The organism is Herbiconiux sp. SALV-R1 (assembly GCF_013113715.1).
Lineage (GTDB): Bacteria > Actinomycetota > Actinomycetes > Actinomycetales > Microbacteriaceae > Herbiconiux.
In genome coordinates this window covers 2,546,019-2,560,411 of record NZ_CP053344.1, presented here as the reverse complement: position 1 = coordinate 2,560,411, position 14,393 = coordinate 2,546,019, and the positions used below count along the sequence as shown (strand labels likewise).

Below are 14,393 nucleotides of genomic sequence, written 5' to 3'. Positions count from 1 at the left end.
AGCAATTACGAATGGGGCCACCACCCGTTTACTGTCATACTCTCGGCATGGCTGGGGAGAAACAGTTCGACGATCCGTCTGGTTTGCTTGACGAACTCGCCCGCGAGCGTATTAGGGACGTGTTGGCTGAGCGCGGTGCGATGCGACCCTGTTCCCGTTGTGGATCGGAGCACTTAGGGATATTCCCCAGGCTGTCGTATGTCCAGCTCCAGACGCTGGCTGAGTCTATAGGCGGGCGAATCGAGGAACAGAGTGCGCCGGTAGTCGTGGTGGCATGCTCAAACTGCGGTGCGATCTACCAGCACGCATTGGGAGCGCTCGGTCTCATGGGCATCACCGATGAGGCGAAGTCAAATGGATGAGCCCGATCGACCTGAAGAATTACGGGTTGAACGCGAACAAGTCAACTTCGACGCATTGACTATCCGAGCGTCAAGCGTTTCCCGCAACGTCGACCAGGAGGTTCTTGTGACGACCCGAGACAAGGTAGAACTCGCTCTGCGACGCGAGCTGCCTCGTTACGTGCCCACTGGTGAGTTCCTGGCGGTGCTTGGAGTCTTCCTGACCTTCCTCATCACCGTGATGACGGCTACCTTCAGTGACTTCCTGGCACTACCGGGACAGGCCTGGCGCGGTATCTTCATCGTTAGCACTATCGCGGGAGGTGTCTGGTTGGTCGTTAGCCTTGTGAAGCTCATACGTCGACCGTCGATGGATAAGTTGGTAGACGCGATCGCGCACGACGCTACCCGCGAATAGCTAGCGAATGCTCAGCGCCCCCGCATCTTCTCTTCGGAGAGGGTGCGGGGGCGCTTTCGTGTTTGCCCGCGAGATTCGCCCTGAGCGGCCCGACCTTACTCGCCCGACGGAGCCCCGTCGACGCCTTCGGTGTACTCGAAGCCATTCCAGTTCCTGAGCGCGGTGACCATGATCGCGTAGAGGCATGACCAGATGCCGTGGAGAAGGATGAGCCTAGGATCGCTGGCTACATCGTCGCCAGCACCCGGGACAAAGAACAGAATGTAGTCGTCCGGGTCACTGGCAATTACGTGCGTCGTTTGGAGGAGAAAGTACTGGCCCTCAAAGATGAAGCCTTCACCACCATGTCGCATCTTCGTGCCAGGAACATGGGTCCACGGGTCCTTCCACACAGCGAGCTTCGAGAGCTCGTTCCGGATGCTGGGCGAGTTGGCGTCCAAGTCCTCCATCCGGTGCGCTAAACGGTTCCGGAGCCTCGCGATCGTGACTAAGTCGTCCCGCACGCCGCGCGAGATCACGTTCAACGCGTACGCGACGCCGATTTTCGAGCCCAGATCGAAGAGGGGCCCGTTCGCGAGGAAGAACAGATCGCCTTTCTCTTTGTCGGTGAGTTCGACGAACCTCGCCAAGAGCGCCTGTTGCAGGGCGATATCGAGAAACGATCCCCCGATGATGGCGATGTCAGCGTCTGGCTTCGAGCGTAAATCCAGCACAAGTTTGATGAAGTCCTCGAGCGACGGTTCGATCTTCTTCGGGCTCATACGGCAGATGGTAGTGGTCACGAACGTGCTTGGCGACAGCGCCATAGGGGGCTCTCCCGCGTCAGGAAGACTTGTGGCGACTCGACCGCATCCCGCAGTGAGCGAAACCCTCCGAGCGCCCGCATGCGGCCTTGCCTAACGAAGCGCGCCCGTGACCTTCGATCCGTCGGATGCGACTACCTGGTAGGTGAGCTGTCTCGTGCCGGTGTCGATGCGAGTGATGAAGAACCCGTCGTCGCTCGTGGTGGTCAGTCCCACTGTCCCGACCGGCAACACAGTGATGGTTAGCGCGACTCCGGATGCCGGCGTTGTCCGGTCTGCTCGGAGGAACACGTAACCCGTGATCACGGCTGTCGAAGCATTCCTCGGGCCTACCTGCCAAGCGTCACGAACGCTGATCCGATAACTGCCCGATGCAGCCGCGGACGGGGCTGCGACGGCCGCGACGATCACCGGTGCTGCCCACACCGCCCCCATGAGGGTGCGTCGGCGAATCCCTGGCCCCGGCTCCACGTCGTCCATAGACGCACGATACCAGTGCATTTTTCTTATGGCCGGGAGAGGAGCGCTCGTAGTGCGTCGACTGCCGCCTCGGGCGTTCCGTATCCGCGCAGCCCAGCGGCTGCCGTGACGTCGTTGCTGTCGGCATGCGACACCGCCCATCCGTCCCATTCCTTATCGATCCTCCACGCCGCATCGACGAGCATGCCATCGACCTGTTCGACGACCATGTAGTTGTCGTCTTCGATGCCGCGCGCGAGGAAGAGCATGCGCCCGAGCGTACTCAGGTAGGGGCGAGGCGGATTTATCAGTGGCGGATTTTGGGGCATTCTCGCCAGCAGCGTTTGGGGTCGCGCTGGCGAGAAGCCATCGACCCGTGATCCATCGGTGCGAATTGGGTGTTCGCTCAGATTCCGATGGTGGCCATCCGACATTCCCTTCGTCGGACAGGGGAGAGCGTACGTGCGGCCCTGCGAGGCCGACAGGGATTGCTTCGTGCAGCTGAGTGTGCAGTCACGGCAGGGACTTCGATGCACTGTCGGCTGTGAGGCCCCACAGTCAGACCCCGTACCGTCCGAACATGAACTCAGATCCCCATCCCGCCGGCACCGCCTCGCTCGGGCTGGCCACCGTCCTGACCAACGACCTTCCCGCCTCGCTGCTGACCCCCGAGGCGCCGGAGCGATACACGGTGTCAGCGGTCTTCACCCGCAAGCCGATGAAGGAGGAGATCACGGGCATCCTCTCGGCAGACACCCGAGACCATCTGACCGCCGCGGGCTACACGACCGTGGAACTGAAAGTCAGCGATCGCCGGCTGCAGATCGAGAACACGAACCTGGAAGAGCTCGCAGACGGCCTCGCGACGATTCTCGCGGACCGCCTGCAGACCATCAGCGCGGATGCTGCCGCCGAACGTGACCGGATGTCGGCCGCACTGTCAGCGGCGACGCAACAGGAGACCGACCGCGCAGCGCTCGTCGCGCTGGCGGCAGCGACGATCCGCTTCCAGCCCAGCGGCGGCCTCGACACGGGAGCCTCGACGTACAGCTGACCTGCACCCCCGAGGCGAGACCGCTACAACACCGCTGACCTGCGCGCGTGCCGGTGTGGAACTGAACTTGTGTGCCCACACATGTGGCGAAGCTAGTGTCGGGATTGACGGAAGAAGGCATCCCATGACCGCATCACATCCCGACCTCACCCACCGATTCGAGGAGTCATGCTGATAGCGATCGTGGTGATCCTCGCGGCGTGGATCATCCTCGCTATCGTGGGCTTCACGATCAAGGGCCTGTTATGGCTGGCGATCATCGCGATCGTCCTCTTCGTGGCGACCGCGATCATCGGCATCGTCCGGCGACGCGCCACCATCCGCAAACGACAGAACTAGACACCTCGACGACGGAAGACCATCCAGCTGCCGCCCGCGTAATCCTGATGGACATCCCCCTTTCGGTGGACTAGCGCACCATCGAATTTCCTGTCACGCTTCACGCATGAGTGAAGTGACGCGTCGTGGAGTCCTCCGTGCCGGAGTGTGGGGAGCGCCGGTGGTGGCGGTGGCTGTGGCGGCTCCTGCAGCTGCGGCCAGTGCCTTAGCGCCGACGATGAGAATCACTACCATCGTCGATTTGCGATACAACACGTACCACGACCTCTATCTGCAGGTCGACAATTTGCCGCCCGGAAGCGATCCTCGTGGCACACTTTCGTGGACACCGTCTGGAGGCCGCGTCTTTGGGAGCAACCTCTTCTTCCTGTCCTCCGACGGGATGGGCATTATCGGCCTCGAGCAATTTCCTACGGGGGTGCCCTACACCTTCACGGCTGTCCTGCCGATCGGCGATCTCACGCTCGTAGCAACCTACACGTACACGTTCTCACATGCGGAGACCGCGAATGAGACTGCACCGGAGTGACGCCGAGTGCGCCCTTCACGCGGCTGAGGCATCGGCTTCATTGTGATGAACGCTCCGTGCACCCGCATCTCACCAGGCGTGCGACTCTTCATGGTTCGTAGCGCATTCGTCGGAACAGAACCGGTCGCCTGAGAACCTCTTCGCGCCGGGCAGGTGGCGGCCGCACTGACGACACCGTAGACCGAAGAAGCGGACGAGGCATCGGGCGAGCCTGGCTGCGGGAGCCATTGCTTCCATTCGGAGCGTTCGTCTGCAGCGACTGGTCTGGGTGGCGCCGGTAGGGGCTTCACCCCGAAGAGCGTCGCGAAGTGCTGCGGCCGCAGGTGGAGATCACAGCTTCCCCCACGCGCCCTTCGGTATGAGGTTCAGCGCAGGCCGGATGCGCCCCGCAGGCACCGTGTAACGGACGGCGCGATCGGCTGCCTCCAGCGTGCGGAACCGGCCGATCAGGCGACGCTCCGCTGGGTCGATGTCGAAGGTGACGACCCGGTAGTGCTCGAATTCAGTGCCGGGGTGCATCCTGCGCACGAGCGCCGCGGGGGTGGTGGGGTCGTTCCGGATGAGTGCCCACTCGTCTCTGCCGATACGGATGGGCCCAGTGCCGATCATGTGCGCTCCTCGTGGTGAAGCGCGCCGGCCCGCGCAGCAAGATCGTAGACAGGACCACCGACGACACGCCATCATCGACACATGAAGAGGCTCGCAGGATTTGTCATCTCGCTGATGGCTGTGGCAGTGCTTGCAGGGTGTTCGGGCGCGAAGTCATACGACACCCCTAGTCAGCTCTTAGACGCCTTCGTGGCCGCAGGCGGCACTTGCGACGACCCGCAGGACGTGATGGAGGCGATGGTCGGAGAAGGGGCGCACGCCGTCCTATGCCCCGAGAACATCGACATGCTGATCGTCTTCGACTCCGCCGACCAGAAGAACCGGTACGTGGCGCAAGTCGCATCCGAAGAGAGCCCCATCGTCGCGGGCGAGCGCTGGGTGGTTGTGAGTGACAAGGCGGAGGACCTTGCTGGATCTCTCGGCGGTGAAGTCGTCGCCGGCTAAGGGCCCTTTGGTCGTCGCATTGTCGGTGGCGGGTGGCACGATCCCGCCATGCTCACCTACAACGACCGCATCATTCTCGACTTCGAACGCCGCTGGATCGACCGCCCCGAGGGTGCTCGCGAGGAGGCCATCCGCCGCACTTTCGGGTGGACCTACGCCCGCTACGTGCAGCGCCTCAACCAGCTGCTCGACACCCAAGCGGCCATGGCGGCGTACCCTCAGCTCGTCTACCGGCTACGCGCACGAATCGAGGCCCGAAGGGGGATGGGGTAGCGGCGGTTGCTGGGTCGCGCTGGCTGACGAGATCCGCCACTTACTCGCCACATTGAGTCGGCAAGCATCGGTGACTGGCAGCACTCACCGACACTTCATCCGCCGCTGCTCCCGCGGAATGCCGCGCCTCTCGGCAGTCGTCGGCAATGGTCAGAACTAGCACTCCATATCAGTGGGTTCAGGGTTCAAGTCCCTGGGGGTGCACCACACGATGAAGGCCCCACTCTCCGCACACCGGAGGGCGGGGCCTTTCGCATCCGTCCGGGCTTGCGCGATGACTCGCTGTGCGCGCTATTCGCCGCAGCTGATCGAGCGGAGGCCGCCTTCTGGGACTGTGACGGTGACGACCTCGGCTGGGGGCAAAGGGTCGGTGGTGATGATCGTGGTGACCTGCCCGAGGCTCGACGAGGCGATGGTGGCACCCGTCGGGCATCCCGACGCACTCAGCAGCTCGAGGTCGCACGTGAGCGCGCATGATGCTGTCGTCACCCGGTGGTAGAGGCCCGGTTCGTCGATCGTCCAGCCTGTCGTCTGGAGCTCTCTGTCGAGGTGCACCTGCTCGCGGGTCGCGCGGACGTGCTCGGCTGATGGATCGGCGTGCACGGGCGTGCTCGGCAGAGTTTCAGCGCTGGTGCAGGCGGTCGTGGCAAGCATGAGACCCACGGCGGCGAGCGTGGAGCCGAACACCGTCCAGGAACGGGCTCGTCGGGTGGTGCTTCGTGAGGTGGTCATCGCCGATGAACGTAGCCACTCGCTGGGCCACCAGACCATCCCCCTTTCGGTGGAGTGGTGCTCCAGGGGAATGGCGCGTGCACCCCGGACGGGGTGCTGGTGCCGGGGGTCGCAGGGGTGCCAGTCTTGGCGCATGGTCGAGCCCGAAGAGTCTGCTGTCGCCCGCCCGTCCGCCGGTGCGCGGGTGCTGATCGTGGGGGCGGGGCCGGTGGGCCTCGTGCTGGCCATCGAGCTCGCCCGGCGCGGGGTCCCGTTCCGCATCGTCGATCGGCTGGCGGCGCCGACCACCGAGTCGCGGGCGGTGGTGGTGCACGCGCGGAGCCTCGAGATGATGGATGCGCTGGGCGGCTCGCTGGTCGACGAGCTCCGTGCCACCGGTGTGGTCACGACCGGCGTGCAGTTCCACGGCGCGGAACGCACGGTCGCCCGCTTCTCGTTCGAGGGGGTCGACAGCACGCATCCGTACAGCATCACCACTCCGCAGACCGAGACTGAGCGCATTCTCACGCAGCGGCTCGGCGAACTCGGCGTGGGCATCGAGCGCGGGGTGGAGCTCATCGGCCTCGAGCAGTCGGATGCGGGTGTCACCGTGCACCTCACGAGCGAGGCCGGCGCCGAGACGCTCGAGGTCGGCTGGGTCGTGGGCTGCGACGGGGCGCGCAGCGCGGTGCGGCACCTGGTGGGTGAGAAGCTCGTCGGCTCGTTCCACGGCGAGCGCTTTCTCATGGGCGACGTCGAGGCCGACGCCGAGGACGACCTCGACCGCTCCTCGATGCAGATGTACCTCGGCGCGGCCGACGGGCCCGGGGTCGTGTTCCCCATGGCGGGCACCCGGGCGCGAGTCATCGTCGAGATCGACTCCGCCGGCGAGGCGCCGCCCGCGACGCTCGACTGGCTGCAACGGGTGGTCGACGAGCGGCGCATGGGTCTGCGGCTGCACGACCCGCACTGGTTGACCACCTTCGACATCCACCACGCCCAGGTGCCGCGCTACCGCGTCGGCCGCGTCCTGCTCGCCGGCGACGCATCGCACGTGCACTCGCCCGCCGGCGGGCAGGGCATGAACACCGGCATGCAGGATGCGTTCAACCTCGGCTGGAAGCTCGCCCTCGTCGCCGACGGAACGCTCGAGCCGGCCGATGCCGAGTGGCTGCTCGACAGCTATCACGCCGAACGGCACCCCATCGCCGCCCGCGTGCTCCGCTTCAGCACCGGGATGACGAAGGTCGGCACCCTCGACACCGGGCCGGGACGGTTCATCCGCGATCACCTCCTCGCCGCCATGTCGAGCCTCCCACCCGCCCGGGCACGGCTCGCCGCCGAGATCGAGGAGACCGGGGTCGACTACCGGGGCGGCCCGCTCGGTGCTCCGGGGGGCGGCCCCCGTCGGTCGTCGGTGCGGGCGGGCGACGCCCTCCCCGTGTCGCTGCGCACGACGGATGCGGTGGCCGGGTCGCCGCTCGGCGTGACACGCGTCGAGGTCGCGGGTGCGCATCCGGCTGCCCGGTCGCTCGGGCTCGGCTCAGAGGGAGGCACGGTCGTGCTGCGGCCCGACGGGTACCTCGGCGGAGCCTTCCGGCCCGGCGAGTCGGCCGAACTCGACGCCTACGCGTCGCGCCTCGGCGCCTGAGCCGCGACCGGCCGCGTCGCGCCGACAAGGGCACCACGCCGCCGGTGAGGGTGCACTTGTCCGCTGGACGAACACGTCACGGGCGCCGTGATCGGCTCGGGGTGCGCAAACGGCGGTCCCGGTTAGGCTGCGAGGAACGTCGCGGCCGCCTCGGTCTCTTCTGAGAGACAGGAATCGCGGTGCCCTATCGCAACCTCCCCGGTACCCGGTTCACCGTCATCGCCACCGGGCTGCAAGGCGTCATCGTCGGCTCGACCAGCGACGACTACCTCCGCGTCATCCTCGACGGCGTCGACGCGGTCACCGAGTTCCCGTTGCACGAACTCGACCTCGGCGACCAGCTGAGCATGCGGCAGTCGAAGAAGTGGGTGTCGCAGCACTCCGACTCCCGAGGGGAGCCATGACGCGATGACGGTGCAGGGCTGGTTGGCGCTCTCGGGGAGTCTCGCCGTCGCGATCATGATCGCGGGGGTGGTCTGTCTGCTGTCGGGGGCCGCCACGGTGGTGGGAGTGGCGCTCGTGCTGCTCGGATTCGGTTCCGGCGCCTTCTGCGCGGGGTTCGCGGCGGCGAGACGCCGGGGAGTGCGCTGGACCGACGCCCCGCCCCGCGCCCCTCGCCGCTGACCACGGTCGCCCGGTCGCCCGACCGGCCGATCGGCAAGCCGGCCGGCCGGCCGTCACTCAGCGGGTGTCGTCGAGCTCGAAGGAGTCTCCGCCCGACTGGCGGGTGAGCTCCGAGGTGGCGATGACGGTGGCCAGCGCCCCGATCGCCGCCAGGACGAAGGCGATGATGGCGATCCAGTCCATCGCGGTGAAGATGGGCCCCTTGGGCTCGGTGTACGGCACCTGGCCGGTTCTGATGAGCACCTGGAGCGCCACGTTGATGAGCACGTCGACGAGGAAGAGCGCCGCCCCCGTGATGTAGGCGACGCGGAGCAGCACGATGAGGCGCGCGGTGCCGGTGGTCACGGGTCAACGATAGGGGCTGCGGGGGCCGGCGTGCCACCACCGTCGCAGGTGGCTACGTATCTCTGGCTTCGCCACTACGTAACGAGACCGGATGCTGCGGTGCGGGGCTCCTTCGATGAGTAAAACCTACTCAAGACCCACGCGTTGCACCCGAATCGTGACGCGCATCCGCTCACCGGCCGCCCACCGGTTCGATCGAGAAAGCAGACCTCATGCCCGCACACTCGCCCGCCGCGCTCCCCACCGGTTCCACTCGACTCCACGGCCGCGACCGCGCACTGAAGCGCCTCGTCGGCGCCCTCACCCCGGCAGACCGGCCCGTCGTCGCGCTCGTCACCGGCGCTCGCGGGGTCGGCCGTTCCGCCCTGCTCGAGGCGGCGATCGCCGCGCTCGGGCCGGAGCGCCGGGTCATCTCGGTGCACGGGCGCTCCGAGCTCTCGGGGGTGCCGCTCGGGGCGTTCGCGCCGGTCGTCGTCGACCTCGTTCCTGGCCCCGCGGCCCAGGGGGCCGGCGCCTTCCCGGCCGTCGCGCCGACCGCCGAGGCACCCACCTCGTCGAGCGGCGAGCTGATGGTCGCCCTGCACCGCGCTGTCGCGCAGGGGGCGCTCCTCGTCGTCGACGACGTGCACGACCTCGACGCCTCGAGCCTGTGCGTGCTCGAGCAGCTGTGTCAGGCGGGGTCCGCGACGCTTCTGCTGTCGTGCCCCACGCCCGCGCCCACACCCGCGGGCCGGGCGGCGGCGGCACCCGCCGCGGCGCTGTCGCGGCTGACGGAGCGCGCGACGCTCGTCGTCGACCTTGCGGCGCTCACCGCCGCCGAGAGCCACGACGTGGTGAAAGACCGGCTCGGCCCGAGCGTCAGCACCGACGCCGCCGACGAGATGCACCGACTCGCCGCCGGCAGCACCCGCACCCTGGTCGCGCTCGCCGACGCCGCCGTCTGCGCAGACGACCTCCACGACGTCGGCGCCGCCTGGCACACCAGCTGGCCCTACCTCTCCGCCGAGGTGGTGGCCTCGCTGCCCGCCGATCCGCTCGCCGCCGACGAGTTCGTCGGCGACCTGCTCACCCTGCTCGCCATCGCGGGAGACCTGCCGGTCGAGCAGGCGGGAACCTCGGGCGTCTCCGCCCGCTCGACGGCGCTCGCCGAGGAGCGGGGCTTCGTGCGCACCCGCTCGGCCGACGGCCGCGTCTGGGTGTCGCTCGCGCATCCGCTCTTCGAACCGGTCATCCTCCCCACGGTGTCGGAGCTGTGGCGCGCGGGGTTCTGCGCCGCCGGAGCCGACATGCTCGACGGCTACCCCGAGCACCGGGTGCGCCGGGCCGTGCTGCAGCTCTCGGCGGGCCAGCGCGTCGACTCGCGCCGCCTGCTCGACCTCGCCCACGGGGAGCTCGGCGCGCAGCGCTACGCCACCACCGTCACCCTCGGCGAGCACGCCGTGGCCGGAGCGGGCGACGACGCCGTGCTCCGGGCCAGCGGCGAGCTCGTGCAGGCCCAGGCGCAGTCGCAGATCGGGAGGCTCGCGTCGGCCGACGAGCGCTTCGCGGCGGCCTGGGCTGCGCTCGCCGCAGCAGACCACGACGGCTCGAATACGGGCTTCGACGACTTCGCCGCGCGCCTCGCCGTCGCGGAGGGCAACCACCTCGCCTTCCGCACCCTGCAGCCCGAGCTCGCACTGCGGCGCGCCGAGGAGGCGCTCGCGCGGCTCACCGACGACGCGTCGCGCGAGATCGTCGAGGCAGAGGCCGCCCGGTGGCGCCTGCTGACGGGAGCGCGGGCGGGCAGCGTCGCGAGCGGAGGCGCCGATGCGGGCGGCATCGCCGACGCCCCGCCGCTCGACCTCGACCGACTCGGCGAGGTGACGACGCCCGCCGATCTCAACCTGCTCATCCTCACCGCCATGCTCCACACCATGGGCGGCGACCTCGCGCTCGCCGAGACGGCGGTCGCACGCGGTCTCGAGGCGTGCGAGCGGTTCCCGGCCGACCTGCCCAACGCGCGCGACCAGCTGCACCTCTCGCGGGTGCTCGTGCTCTCGTTCACGGGACGGTTCCCCGAAGCGCGTCAGGCGGCGCGCGACAACCTCGCCTGCGCCGAGGAGAACAACCCGAGCGCGCGGGGCCTGTGGAAGTTCGTGCTCGCCATGATCGAGCTGCACACCGGCTCACCGGCGAGGGCCTGGGAGCACATCCGTTCGGGTCGCCGCGACCTCGTCTGGCGCGACACCGCGGGCCTCCTGCCGGTGGCCGACGCCCTCTCCGCCGCGATCGCCGCGCGCACCGGCCGCTTCGCCATCGCCCGCAGCTGGCTCGACCAGGTGGGTCAGGCCGGCTTCGACGACGCCAAGGTCGAGCTCTACGCCGCCCTCGCCCGCGCCTGGGTGTCGTCGGCCGCCGGTCGGCCCGGGTTCGCGGTGCGCAGCCTCGCACCCGCGCTCGCCGCTGCCGAGGCCGGCGGTTACCGCTACCTCGCCGCCCTGGTGGCCTACGAGGCGGTGCGCATCGACCCCGTCGTGGGCGCGACCGTCACGCTGCCCTACCTCGCGGCAGTCGGCGACGCGCTCCCGCTCTGCGAGGCACACGCCCGCGCGGTGCTCGGCCGCCACGACGTGATGCCCGTGGCGGAGGCCTTCGCCGAGAAGGGGATGCTCGGGCCGGCCATCGACGCGGCCCGCTGGGTCGCCGAGAACACCGGCGACGCGCCCCGGGCGGCCCAGGCCGCGCGGCTCGCCGACCAGTGGACGGTGCGGGCCGGGGTGGCGCTCGCCCAGCACCGCCGGCAGCTGCATCCGCGGGTGATGCCGCTCACCGACCGCGAGTGGCAGCTCGCCCGCGGCGCCGCGGCCCTGCGCACCAGCGCCGAGCTCGCGGAACAGCACGGCATCTCGGTGCGCACCGTCGACAACCACCTCAGCCGCATCTACAAGAAGCTCGGCATCTCGGGGCGTCGCGAGCTCGCCGCCGAGCTGCAGAACCTCCAGCTCGACAGCCCCTACGAGTCGCTGTCGTCGGCGGGCTGAGATCGATTAGGCGGGCAGAGATCGAGTAGCAATTACTCATCACGGTTGCGGCGAGCTGCACGTTTGAATGGGTCTAGGCGCTGAGCGGGTCATCCACCAGCGCGGGTTCTCGCGCCAGTCCCTGGCCGTTCCTGGTTCACTCGTCAGCTCCAGGTCTCGAGGCCCGCGCGATGATCGCGGCCGGCGCCCGTGAGCAGGGGCGGCCTTCGGGTGGTCGCCCCTGCTCTTTCGCGTGCGCCCGTGCTGGTGCGGGTGCGCCTGCTCTCCTCGATGCGGCTCGAGAGAACAGCGGATGCGCGGCCGCTCCGAGCCGTGATGTCGCTACTGTGAGAGACATGACGGCTTCCACGCAACGTGTCGACACCCTGCTCATCTTCGGCGCCAGCGGCGACCTCACGGCGCGACTGCTCCTCCCAGGTCTGGCGCAGCTCCTCACGGATCAGCCGCAGCGCCACCTCGAGCTCATCGGAGCCGGGGGAGTGGAGTGGAGCGACGACGAGTGGCGCGACGTCGTGAAGAAGTCGTTCGCCCAGGTCGACGCCTCCGGCGCGGCAGTCGACGCCGTGCTCGCCTCGACGCGTTACGTGAAGGCCGACGTCACCGACCCCGACGAGCTCAGCAGGGTTCTCGGCATGGCGAAGGGCACGCCCGCCATCTACTTCGCCCTGCCGCCGGCGGTCGCCGCGGCGGTCGTGACCACCCTGCACTCCATCCCGTTCCCGTCGGGCCTCACCCTCGCCCTCGAGAAGCCGTTCGGCATGGATGTCGCGAGCGCCGAAGCCCTGAACGCCGAACTGGCGAAACTCGTTCCCGAGAACCAGATCCACCGCGTCGACCACTTCCTCGGCCGATCGACGGTGTTCAACATCCTGGGCCTGCGCTTCGCCAACCGCATCTTCGAGCCGCTGTGGAACTCCGACCACATCGCCTCGGTCGACATCGTCTACGACGAGCAGCTGGGTCTCGAGGGGCGCGCGGGCTACTACGACAAGGCGGGCGCGCTCGACGACATGATCCAGAGCCACCTGCTGCAGGTGATGGCGGTGCTGGCGATGGAGCCGCCGTCGACCTTGGGTTCCGACGACCTGCGCGACGCCAAGGAGCTCGTGCTGCGGGCGACGCACCTGCTGGGCGACGACCCCAAGGCGTCGAGCCGCCGCGCCCGCTACACGGCCGGCACCATCGACGGGCGACAGCTGCCCGACTACGTCGCCGAGGAAGGCGTCGACCCTTCCCGCGAGACCGAGACGCTTGCCGAGGTCGCGCTCGAGGTGCGCACCTGGCGCTGGGCCGGCGTGCCCATCACGCTGCGCTCGGGCAAGGCCCTCGGGGAGCGTCGCCGCGAGATCGTCATCACCTTCAAGCCCGCCCAGCAGGTGCCGCAGGGGCTCACGGGCGTCAACTCTCCGACCGTGCTGCGTATCTTCCTGGCGCCCGACGCGATGTCGCTCGAGATCGACATCAACGGCCCGGGCGACCCCTACGAGCTCGAGCGCGCGAGCCTCGACGCAACGTTCGGCGACGGGCAGCTGCTGGCCTACCGCGAAGTGCTGGCGGGCATCCTCGACGGCGACCCCACGCTCAGCGTGCGCGGCGACTCCGCGGTGGAGGGGTGGCGCATCCTCGCCCCGGTCATCGCGGCCTGGAAGGCCGACGAGGTTCCGCTCGACGAGTACCCTGCGGGCAGCTCGGGGCCGTCGGACTGGGCGCCCATCGGCTGACGGGCGTCGGGCAGGTCCCCTCAGCCGCGCGTCCAGCCGCGCCCCGTGCAGACCCGGGGCGCAGGCGGGTCAGATCGCGATGCTGCGGGCCGCCTTCTCGGCGGCCGCGGCCTCGACGTCGTGGTGGTGCGCGACGAGGGAGCGCATCGCGTCGTCGTCGAGCGGGTCGGGCCCGTCGATCAGCGGGCGCTCGCCGATGACGACGCCGTGCTCGGTGGTGGGGTAGGCCGGGATCTCCGCGACCCGGGCTGCCGGGGCCGACTCGGCGACCCGGGCTGCCGGCTCGAGCGAGGAGTCGGAGCGGGTGGCCGCCGACACCGCGCGGGCGAGGTCGCGGTGCACCGGCACCGACTCGACCGGGGCGAGCCAGGGCCGGGTGGTGCGCGACGAACCCGCGGCCGTGAAGGCGGCGCCGGCACGCGGCGCCGAGGTGGCGGCGACGGCCGCGGCCGCGGCAGCGCGCTCGCCCGCGGCCGTGCTCACCACGATGCCGTGCTCGGCGAGGTTCGCCACGATATCGTGGGCGACCGATCGGGCCAGCACGGTGTGGAAGATGTCGTCGGTGTCGACGGCGGTGCGACGCGTGATGGCGAACGACCCGAGCGGGCCGAAGTTCTCCATGAGGGTCTGGTTGACCAGCTCGTAGAGCCGCTCCTGGCTGACGGCGCTCTCGCGAACCGCCTTCGCTCTCCGCCGCCATCCGATCATCAGAACTCCCTCTCCGCCGCCCGTGAGAACAGTGTGCGCTCCGCCTGCGACATCGAAGGCGCCGACACGCCGCACCGGCCGAGCAAACCGCAGGTGGGGGAGGGATTTCGCCGGCGTCAGCGCTCTTCGAGCTCCCGGGCGTCCTCGTCCTGCTCCATCACGCTGCCGATGGCGAGGGCGACGGTGATGGCCCAGCTCACCCACATGAGCACGAGCCGCCAGTCGCGAGGGCCCTTGCGGGTGGTCTGGATCGCCGACACGGCGCCGATGACCGAACTGATGATGCTCGTGTTCAGGATGTACTTGCGCACGGCCGTCCTCTCTCGTCGATGCGACCAAACTAC

At 68.8% G+C, this 14,393-nt stretch carries 20 protein-coding genes; 12 read left to right on the top strand and 8 right to left on the bottom strand.

The genetic code is table 11. The features are described from left to right. Window positions 1-47: 47 nt before the first annotated feature. Complete coding sequence (locus HL652_RS12260) at window positions 48-362, top strand: hypothetical protein (protein ID WP_171705578.1); 315 nt, start codon at window positions 48-50, stop codon at window positions 360-362. Further along, the gene (locus HL652_RS12255; protein ID WP_171705577.1) at window positions 355-759 is read left to right on the top strand and encodes a hypothetical protein; all 405 of its coding nucleotides are present in this window, start codon (window positions 355-357) and stop codon (window positions 757-759) included. The genes HL652_RS12260 and HL652_RS12255 overlap by 8 nt, the downstream gene beginning before the upstream one ends. A 95-nt stretch (window positions 760-854) precedes the next feature. Here the strand turns inward: HL652_RS12255 and HL652_RS12250 are convergent, their stop codons facing one another. The 3 genes from HL652_RS12250 to HL652_RS12240 form a co-directional block, all read right to left on the bottom strand. After that, entirely contained in the window at window positions 855-1,520 is a 666-nt protein-coding gene (locus HL652_RS12250; protein WP_171705576.1) for a hypothetical protein, read from the bottom strand. Between the two features lie 135 nt (window positions 1,521-1,655). After that, window positions 1,656-2,042, bottom strand: coding sequence for a hypothetical protein (locus tag HL652_RS12245; RefSeq protein ID WP_171705575.1), 387 nt, complete (start codon window positions 2,040-2,042; stop codon window positions 1,656-1,658). A 26-nt stretch (window positions 2,043-2,068) separates the two neighbouring features. After that, window positions 2,069-2,290 (bottom strand): hypothetical protein, encoded by a 222-nt coding sequence (locus HL652_RS12240; RefSeq protein ID WP_171705574.1) that lies wholly within the window; start codon window positions 2,288-2,290, stop codon window positions 2,069-2,071. Window positions 2,291-2,601: 311 nt separating this feature from the next. Here HL652_RS12240 and HL652_RS12235 point away from each other — a divergent pair, with 311 nt between their 5' ends. From HL652_RS12235 to HL652_RS12225, 3 genes are all read left to right on the top strand, one after another. Next, a complete protein-coding gene (locus HL652_RS12235; RefSeq protein WP_171705573.1) occupies window positions 2,602-3,075 on the top strand; it encodes a hypothetical protein in 474 nt (157 codons plus the stop codon). 168 nt (window positions 3,076-3,243) lie between these two features. Beyond that, on the top strand, window positions 3,244-3,414 hold the full coding sequence (locus tag HL652_RS12230; RefSeq protein ID WP_171705572.1) for a hypothetical protein: 171 nt from the start codon (window positions 3,244-3,246) through the stop codon (window positions 3,412-3,414). A 106-nt stretch (window positions 3,415-3,520) separates the two neighbouring features. Continuing rightward, the gene (locus HL652_RS12225) at window positions 3,521-3,943 is read left to right on the top strand and encodes a hypothetical protein (RefSeq protein WP_171705571.1); all 423 of its coding nucleotides are present in this window, start codon (window positions 3,521-3,523) and stop codon (window positions 3,941-3,943) included. Between the two features lie 330 nt (window positions 3,944-4,273). Here the strand turns inward: HL652_RS12225 and HL652_RS12220 are convergent, their stop codons facing one another. Further along, a complete protein-coding gene (locus HL652_RS12220; protein WP_171705570.1) occupies window positions 4,274-4,552 on the bottom strand; it encodes a hypothetical protein in 279 nt (92 codons plus the stop codon). A gap of 81 nt (window positions 4,553-4,633) precedes the next feature. Between HL652_RS12220 and HL652_RS12215 the strand changes: the two genes are divergently transcribed. Next, the gene (locus tag HL652_RS12215) at window positions 4,634-4,996 is read left to right on the top strand and encodes a hypothetical protein (protein ID WP_171705569.1); all 363 of its coding nucleotides are present in this window, start codon (window positions 4,634-4,636) and stop codon (window positions 4,994-4,996) included. 48 nt (window positions 4,997-5,044) lie between these two features. Next, window positions 5,045-5,269, top strand: a complete 225-nt coding sequence (locus tag HL652_RS12210; RefSeq protein WP_171705568.1) for a DUF3263 domain-containing protein — start codon at window positions 5,045-5,047, stop codon at window positions 5,267-5,269. 291 nt (window positions 5,270-5,560) lie between these two features. Here HL652_RS12210 and HL652_RS12205 read toward each other — a convergent pair whose 3' ends face one another. Continuing rightward, window positions 5,561-6,001, bottom strand: a complete 441-nt coding sequence (locus tag HL652_RS12205) for a hypothetical protein (RefSeq protein ID WP_171705567.1) — start codon at window positions 5,999-6,001, stop codon at window positions 5,561-5,563. A gap of 133 nt (window positions 6,002-6,134) precedes the next feature. On the opposite strand from HL652_RS12205, the gene HL652_RS12200 reads away from it, so the two are divergent. The 3 genes from HL652_RS12200 (at window position 6,135) to HL652_RS12190 (ending at window position 8,255) form a co-directional block, all read left to right on the top strand. Beyond that, window positions 6,135-7,631 carry an FAD-dependent monooxygenase gene (locus HL652_RS12200; protein ID WP_171705566.1) on the top strand — a complete coding sequence of 499 codons (1,497 nt, stop codon included), beginning with the start codon at window positions 6,135-6,137 and terminating at the stop codon, window positions 7,629-7,631. A gap of 179 nt (window positions 7,632-7,810) precedes the next feature. After that, window positions 7,811-8,035 carry a hypothetical protein gene (locus HL652_RS12195; protein WP_171705565.1) on the top strand — a complete coding sequence of 75 codons (225 nt, stop codon included), beginning with the start codon at window positions 7,811-7,813 and terminating at the stop codon, window positions 8,033-8,035. Between the two features lie 4 nt (window positions 8,036-8,039). Continuing rightward, entirely contained in the window at window positions 8,040-8,255 is a 216-nt protein-coding gene (locus tag HL652_RS12190) for a hypothetical protein (RefSeq protein WP_171705564.1), read from the top strand. 57 nt (window positions 8,256-8,312) lie between these two features. Here the strand turns inward: HL652_RS12190 and HL652_RS12185 are convergent, their stop codons facing one another. Continuing rightward, the gene (locus HL652_RS12185; protein WP_171705563.1) at window positions 8,313-8,600 is read right to left on the bottom strand and encodes a hypothetical protein; all 288 of its coding nucleotides are present in this window, start codon (window positions 8,598-8,600) and stop codon (window positions 8,313-8,315) included. A gap of 212 nt (window positions 8,601-8,812) precedes the next feature. Here HL652_RS12185 and HL652_RS12180 point away from each other — a divergent pair, with 212 nt between their 5' ends. Together HL652_RS12180 and HL652_RS12175 are read left to right on the top strand one after the other, a co-directional pair. After that, window positions 8,813-11,620 carry a LuxR family transcriptional regulator gene (locus HL652_RS12180; RefSeq protein ID WP_171705562.1) on the top strand — a complete coding sequence of 936 codons (2,808 nt, stop codon included), beginning with the start codon at window positions 8,813-8,815 and terminating at the stop codon, window positions 11,618-11,620. 335 nt (window positions 11,621-11,955) lie between these two features. Further along, window positions 11,956-13,341 carry a glucose-6-phosphate dehydrogenase gene (locus tag HL652_RS12175; RefSeq protein WP_171705561.1) on the top strand — a complete coding sequence of 462 codons (1,386 nt, stop codon included), beginning with the start codon at window positions 11,956-11,958 and terminating at the stop codon, window positions 13,339-13,341. A gap of 69 nt (window positions 13,342-13,410) precedes the next feature. Here HL652_RS12175 and HL652_RS12170 read toward each other — a convergent pair whose 3' ends face one another. Together HL652_RS12170 and HL652_RS12165 are read right to left on the bottom strand one after the other, a co-directional pair. Further along, window positions 13,411-14,049 (bottom strand): hypothetical protein, encoded by a 639-nt coding sequence (locus HL652_RS12170; protein WP_171705560.1) that lies wholly within the window; start codon window positions 14,047-14,049, stop codon window positions 13,411-13,413. Between the two features lie 116 nt (window positions 14,050-14,165). Next, window positions 14,166-14,360, bottom strand: coding sequence for a hypothetical protein (locus tag HL652_RS12165; RefSeq protein WP_171705559.1), 195 nt, complete (start codon window positions 14,358-14,360; stop codon window positions 14,166-14,168). Window positions 14,361-14,393 lie beyond the last annotated feature (33 nt).

Bases quoted from the DNA above. Each gene is read 5' to 3' on its own strand.
- HL652_RS12260 (WP_171705578.1), top strand. From the start codon at position 48: ATGGCTGGGGAGAAACAGTTCGACGATCCGTCTGGTTTGCTTGACGAA.
- HL652_RS12255 (WP_171705577.1), top strand. From the start codon at position 355: ATGGATGAGCCCGATCGACCTGAAGAATTACGGGTTGAACGCGAACAA.
- HL652_RS12250 (WP_171705576.1), bottom strand. From the start codon at position 1,520: ATGAGCCCGAAGAAGATCGAACCGTCGCTCGAGGACTTCATCAAACTT.
- HL652_RS12245 (WP_171705575.1), bottom strand. From the start codon at position 2,042: ATGGACGACGTGGAGCCGGGGCCAGGGATTCGCCGACGCACCCTCATG.
- HL652_RS12240 (WP_171705574.1), bottom strand. From the start codon at position 2,290: ATGCTCTTCCTCGCGCGCGGCATCGAAGACGACAACTACATGGTCGTC.
- HL652_RS12235 (WP_171705573.1), top strand. From the start codon at position 2,602: ATGAACTCAGATCCCCATCCCGCCGGCACCGCCTCGCTCGGGCTGGCC.
- HL652_RS12230 (WP_171705572.1), top strand. From the start codon at position 3,244: ATGCTGATAGCGATCGTGGTGATCCTCGCGGCGTGGATCATCCTCGCT.
- HL652_RS12225 (WP_171705571.1), top strand. From the start codon at position 3,521: ATGAGTGAAGTGACGCGTCGTGGAGTCCTCCGTGCCGGAGTGTGGGGA.
- HL652_RS12220 (WP_171705570.1), bottom strand. From the start codon at position 4,552: ATGATCGGCACTGGGCCCATCCGTATCGGCAGAGACGAGTGGGCACTC.
- HL652_RS12215 (WP_171705569.1), top strand. From the start codon at position 4,634: ATGAAGAGGCTCGCAGGATTTGTCATCTCGCTGATGGCTGTGGCAGTG.
- HL652_RS12210 (WP_171705568.1), top strand. From the start codon at position 5,045: ATGCTCACCTACAACGACCGCATCATTCTCGACTTCGAACGCCGCTGG.
- HL652_RS12205 (WP_171705567.1), bottom strand. From the start codon at position 6,001: ATGACCACCTCACGAAGCACCACCCGACGAGCCCGTTCCTGGACGGTG.
- HL652_RS12200 (WP_171705566.1), top strand. From the start codon at position 6,135: ATGGTCGAGCCCGAAGAGTCTGCTGTCGCCCGCCCGTCCGCCGGTGCG.
- HL652_RS12190 (WP_171705564.1), top strand. From the start codon at position 8,040: ATGACGGTGCAGGGCTGGTTGGCGCTCTCGGGGAGTCTCGCCGTCGCG.
- HL652_RS12180 (WP_171705562.1), top strand. From the start codon at position 8,813: ATGCCCGCACACTCGCCCGCCGCGCTCCCCACCGGTTCCACTCGACTC.
- HL652_RS12175 (WP_171705561.1), top strand. From the start codon at position 11,956: ATGACGGCTTCCACGCAACGTGTCGACACCCTGCTCATCTTCGGCGCC.
- HL652_RS12170 (WP_171705560.1), bottom strand. From the start codon at position 14,049: ATGATCGGATGGCGGCGGAGAGCGAAGGCGGTTCGCGAGAGCGCCGTC.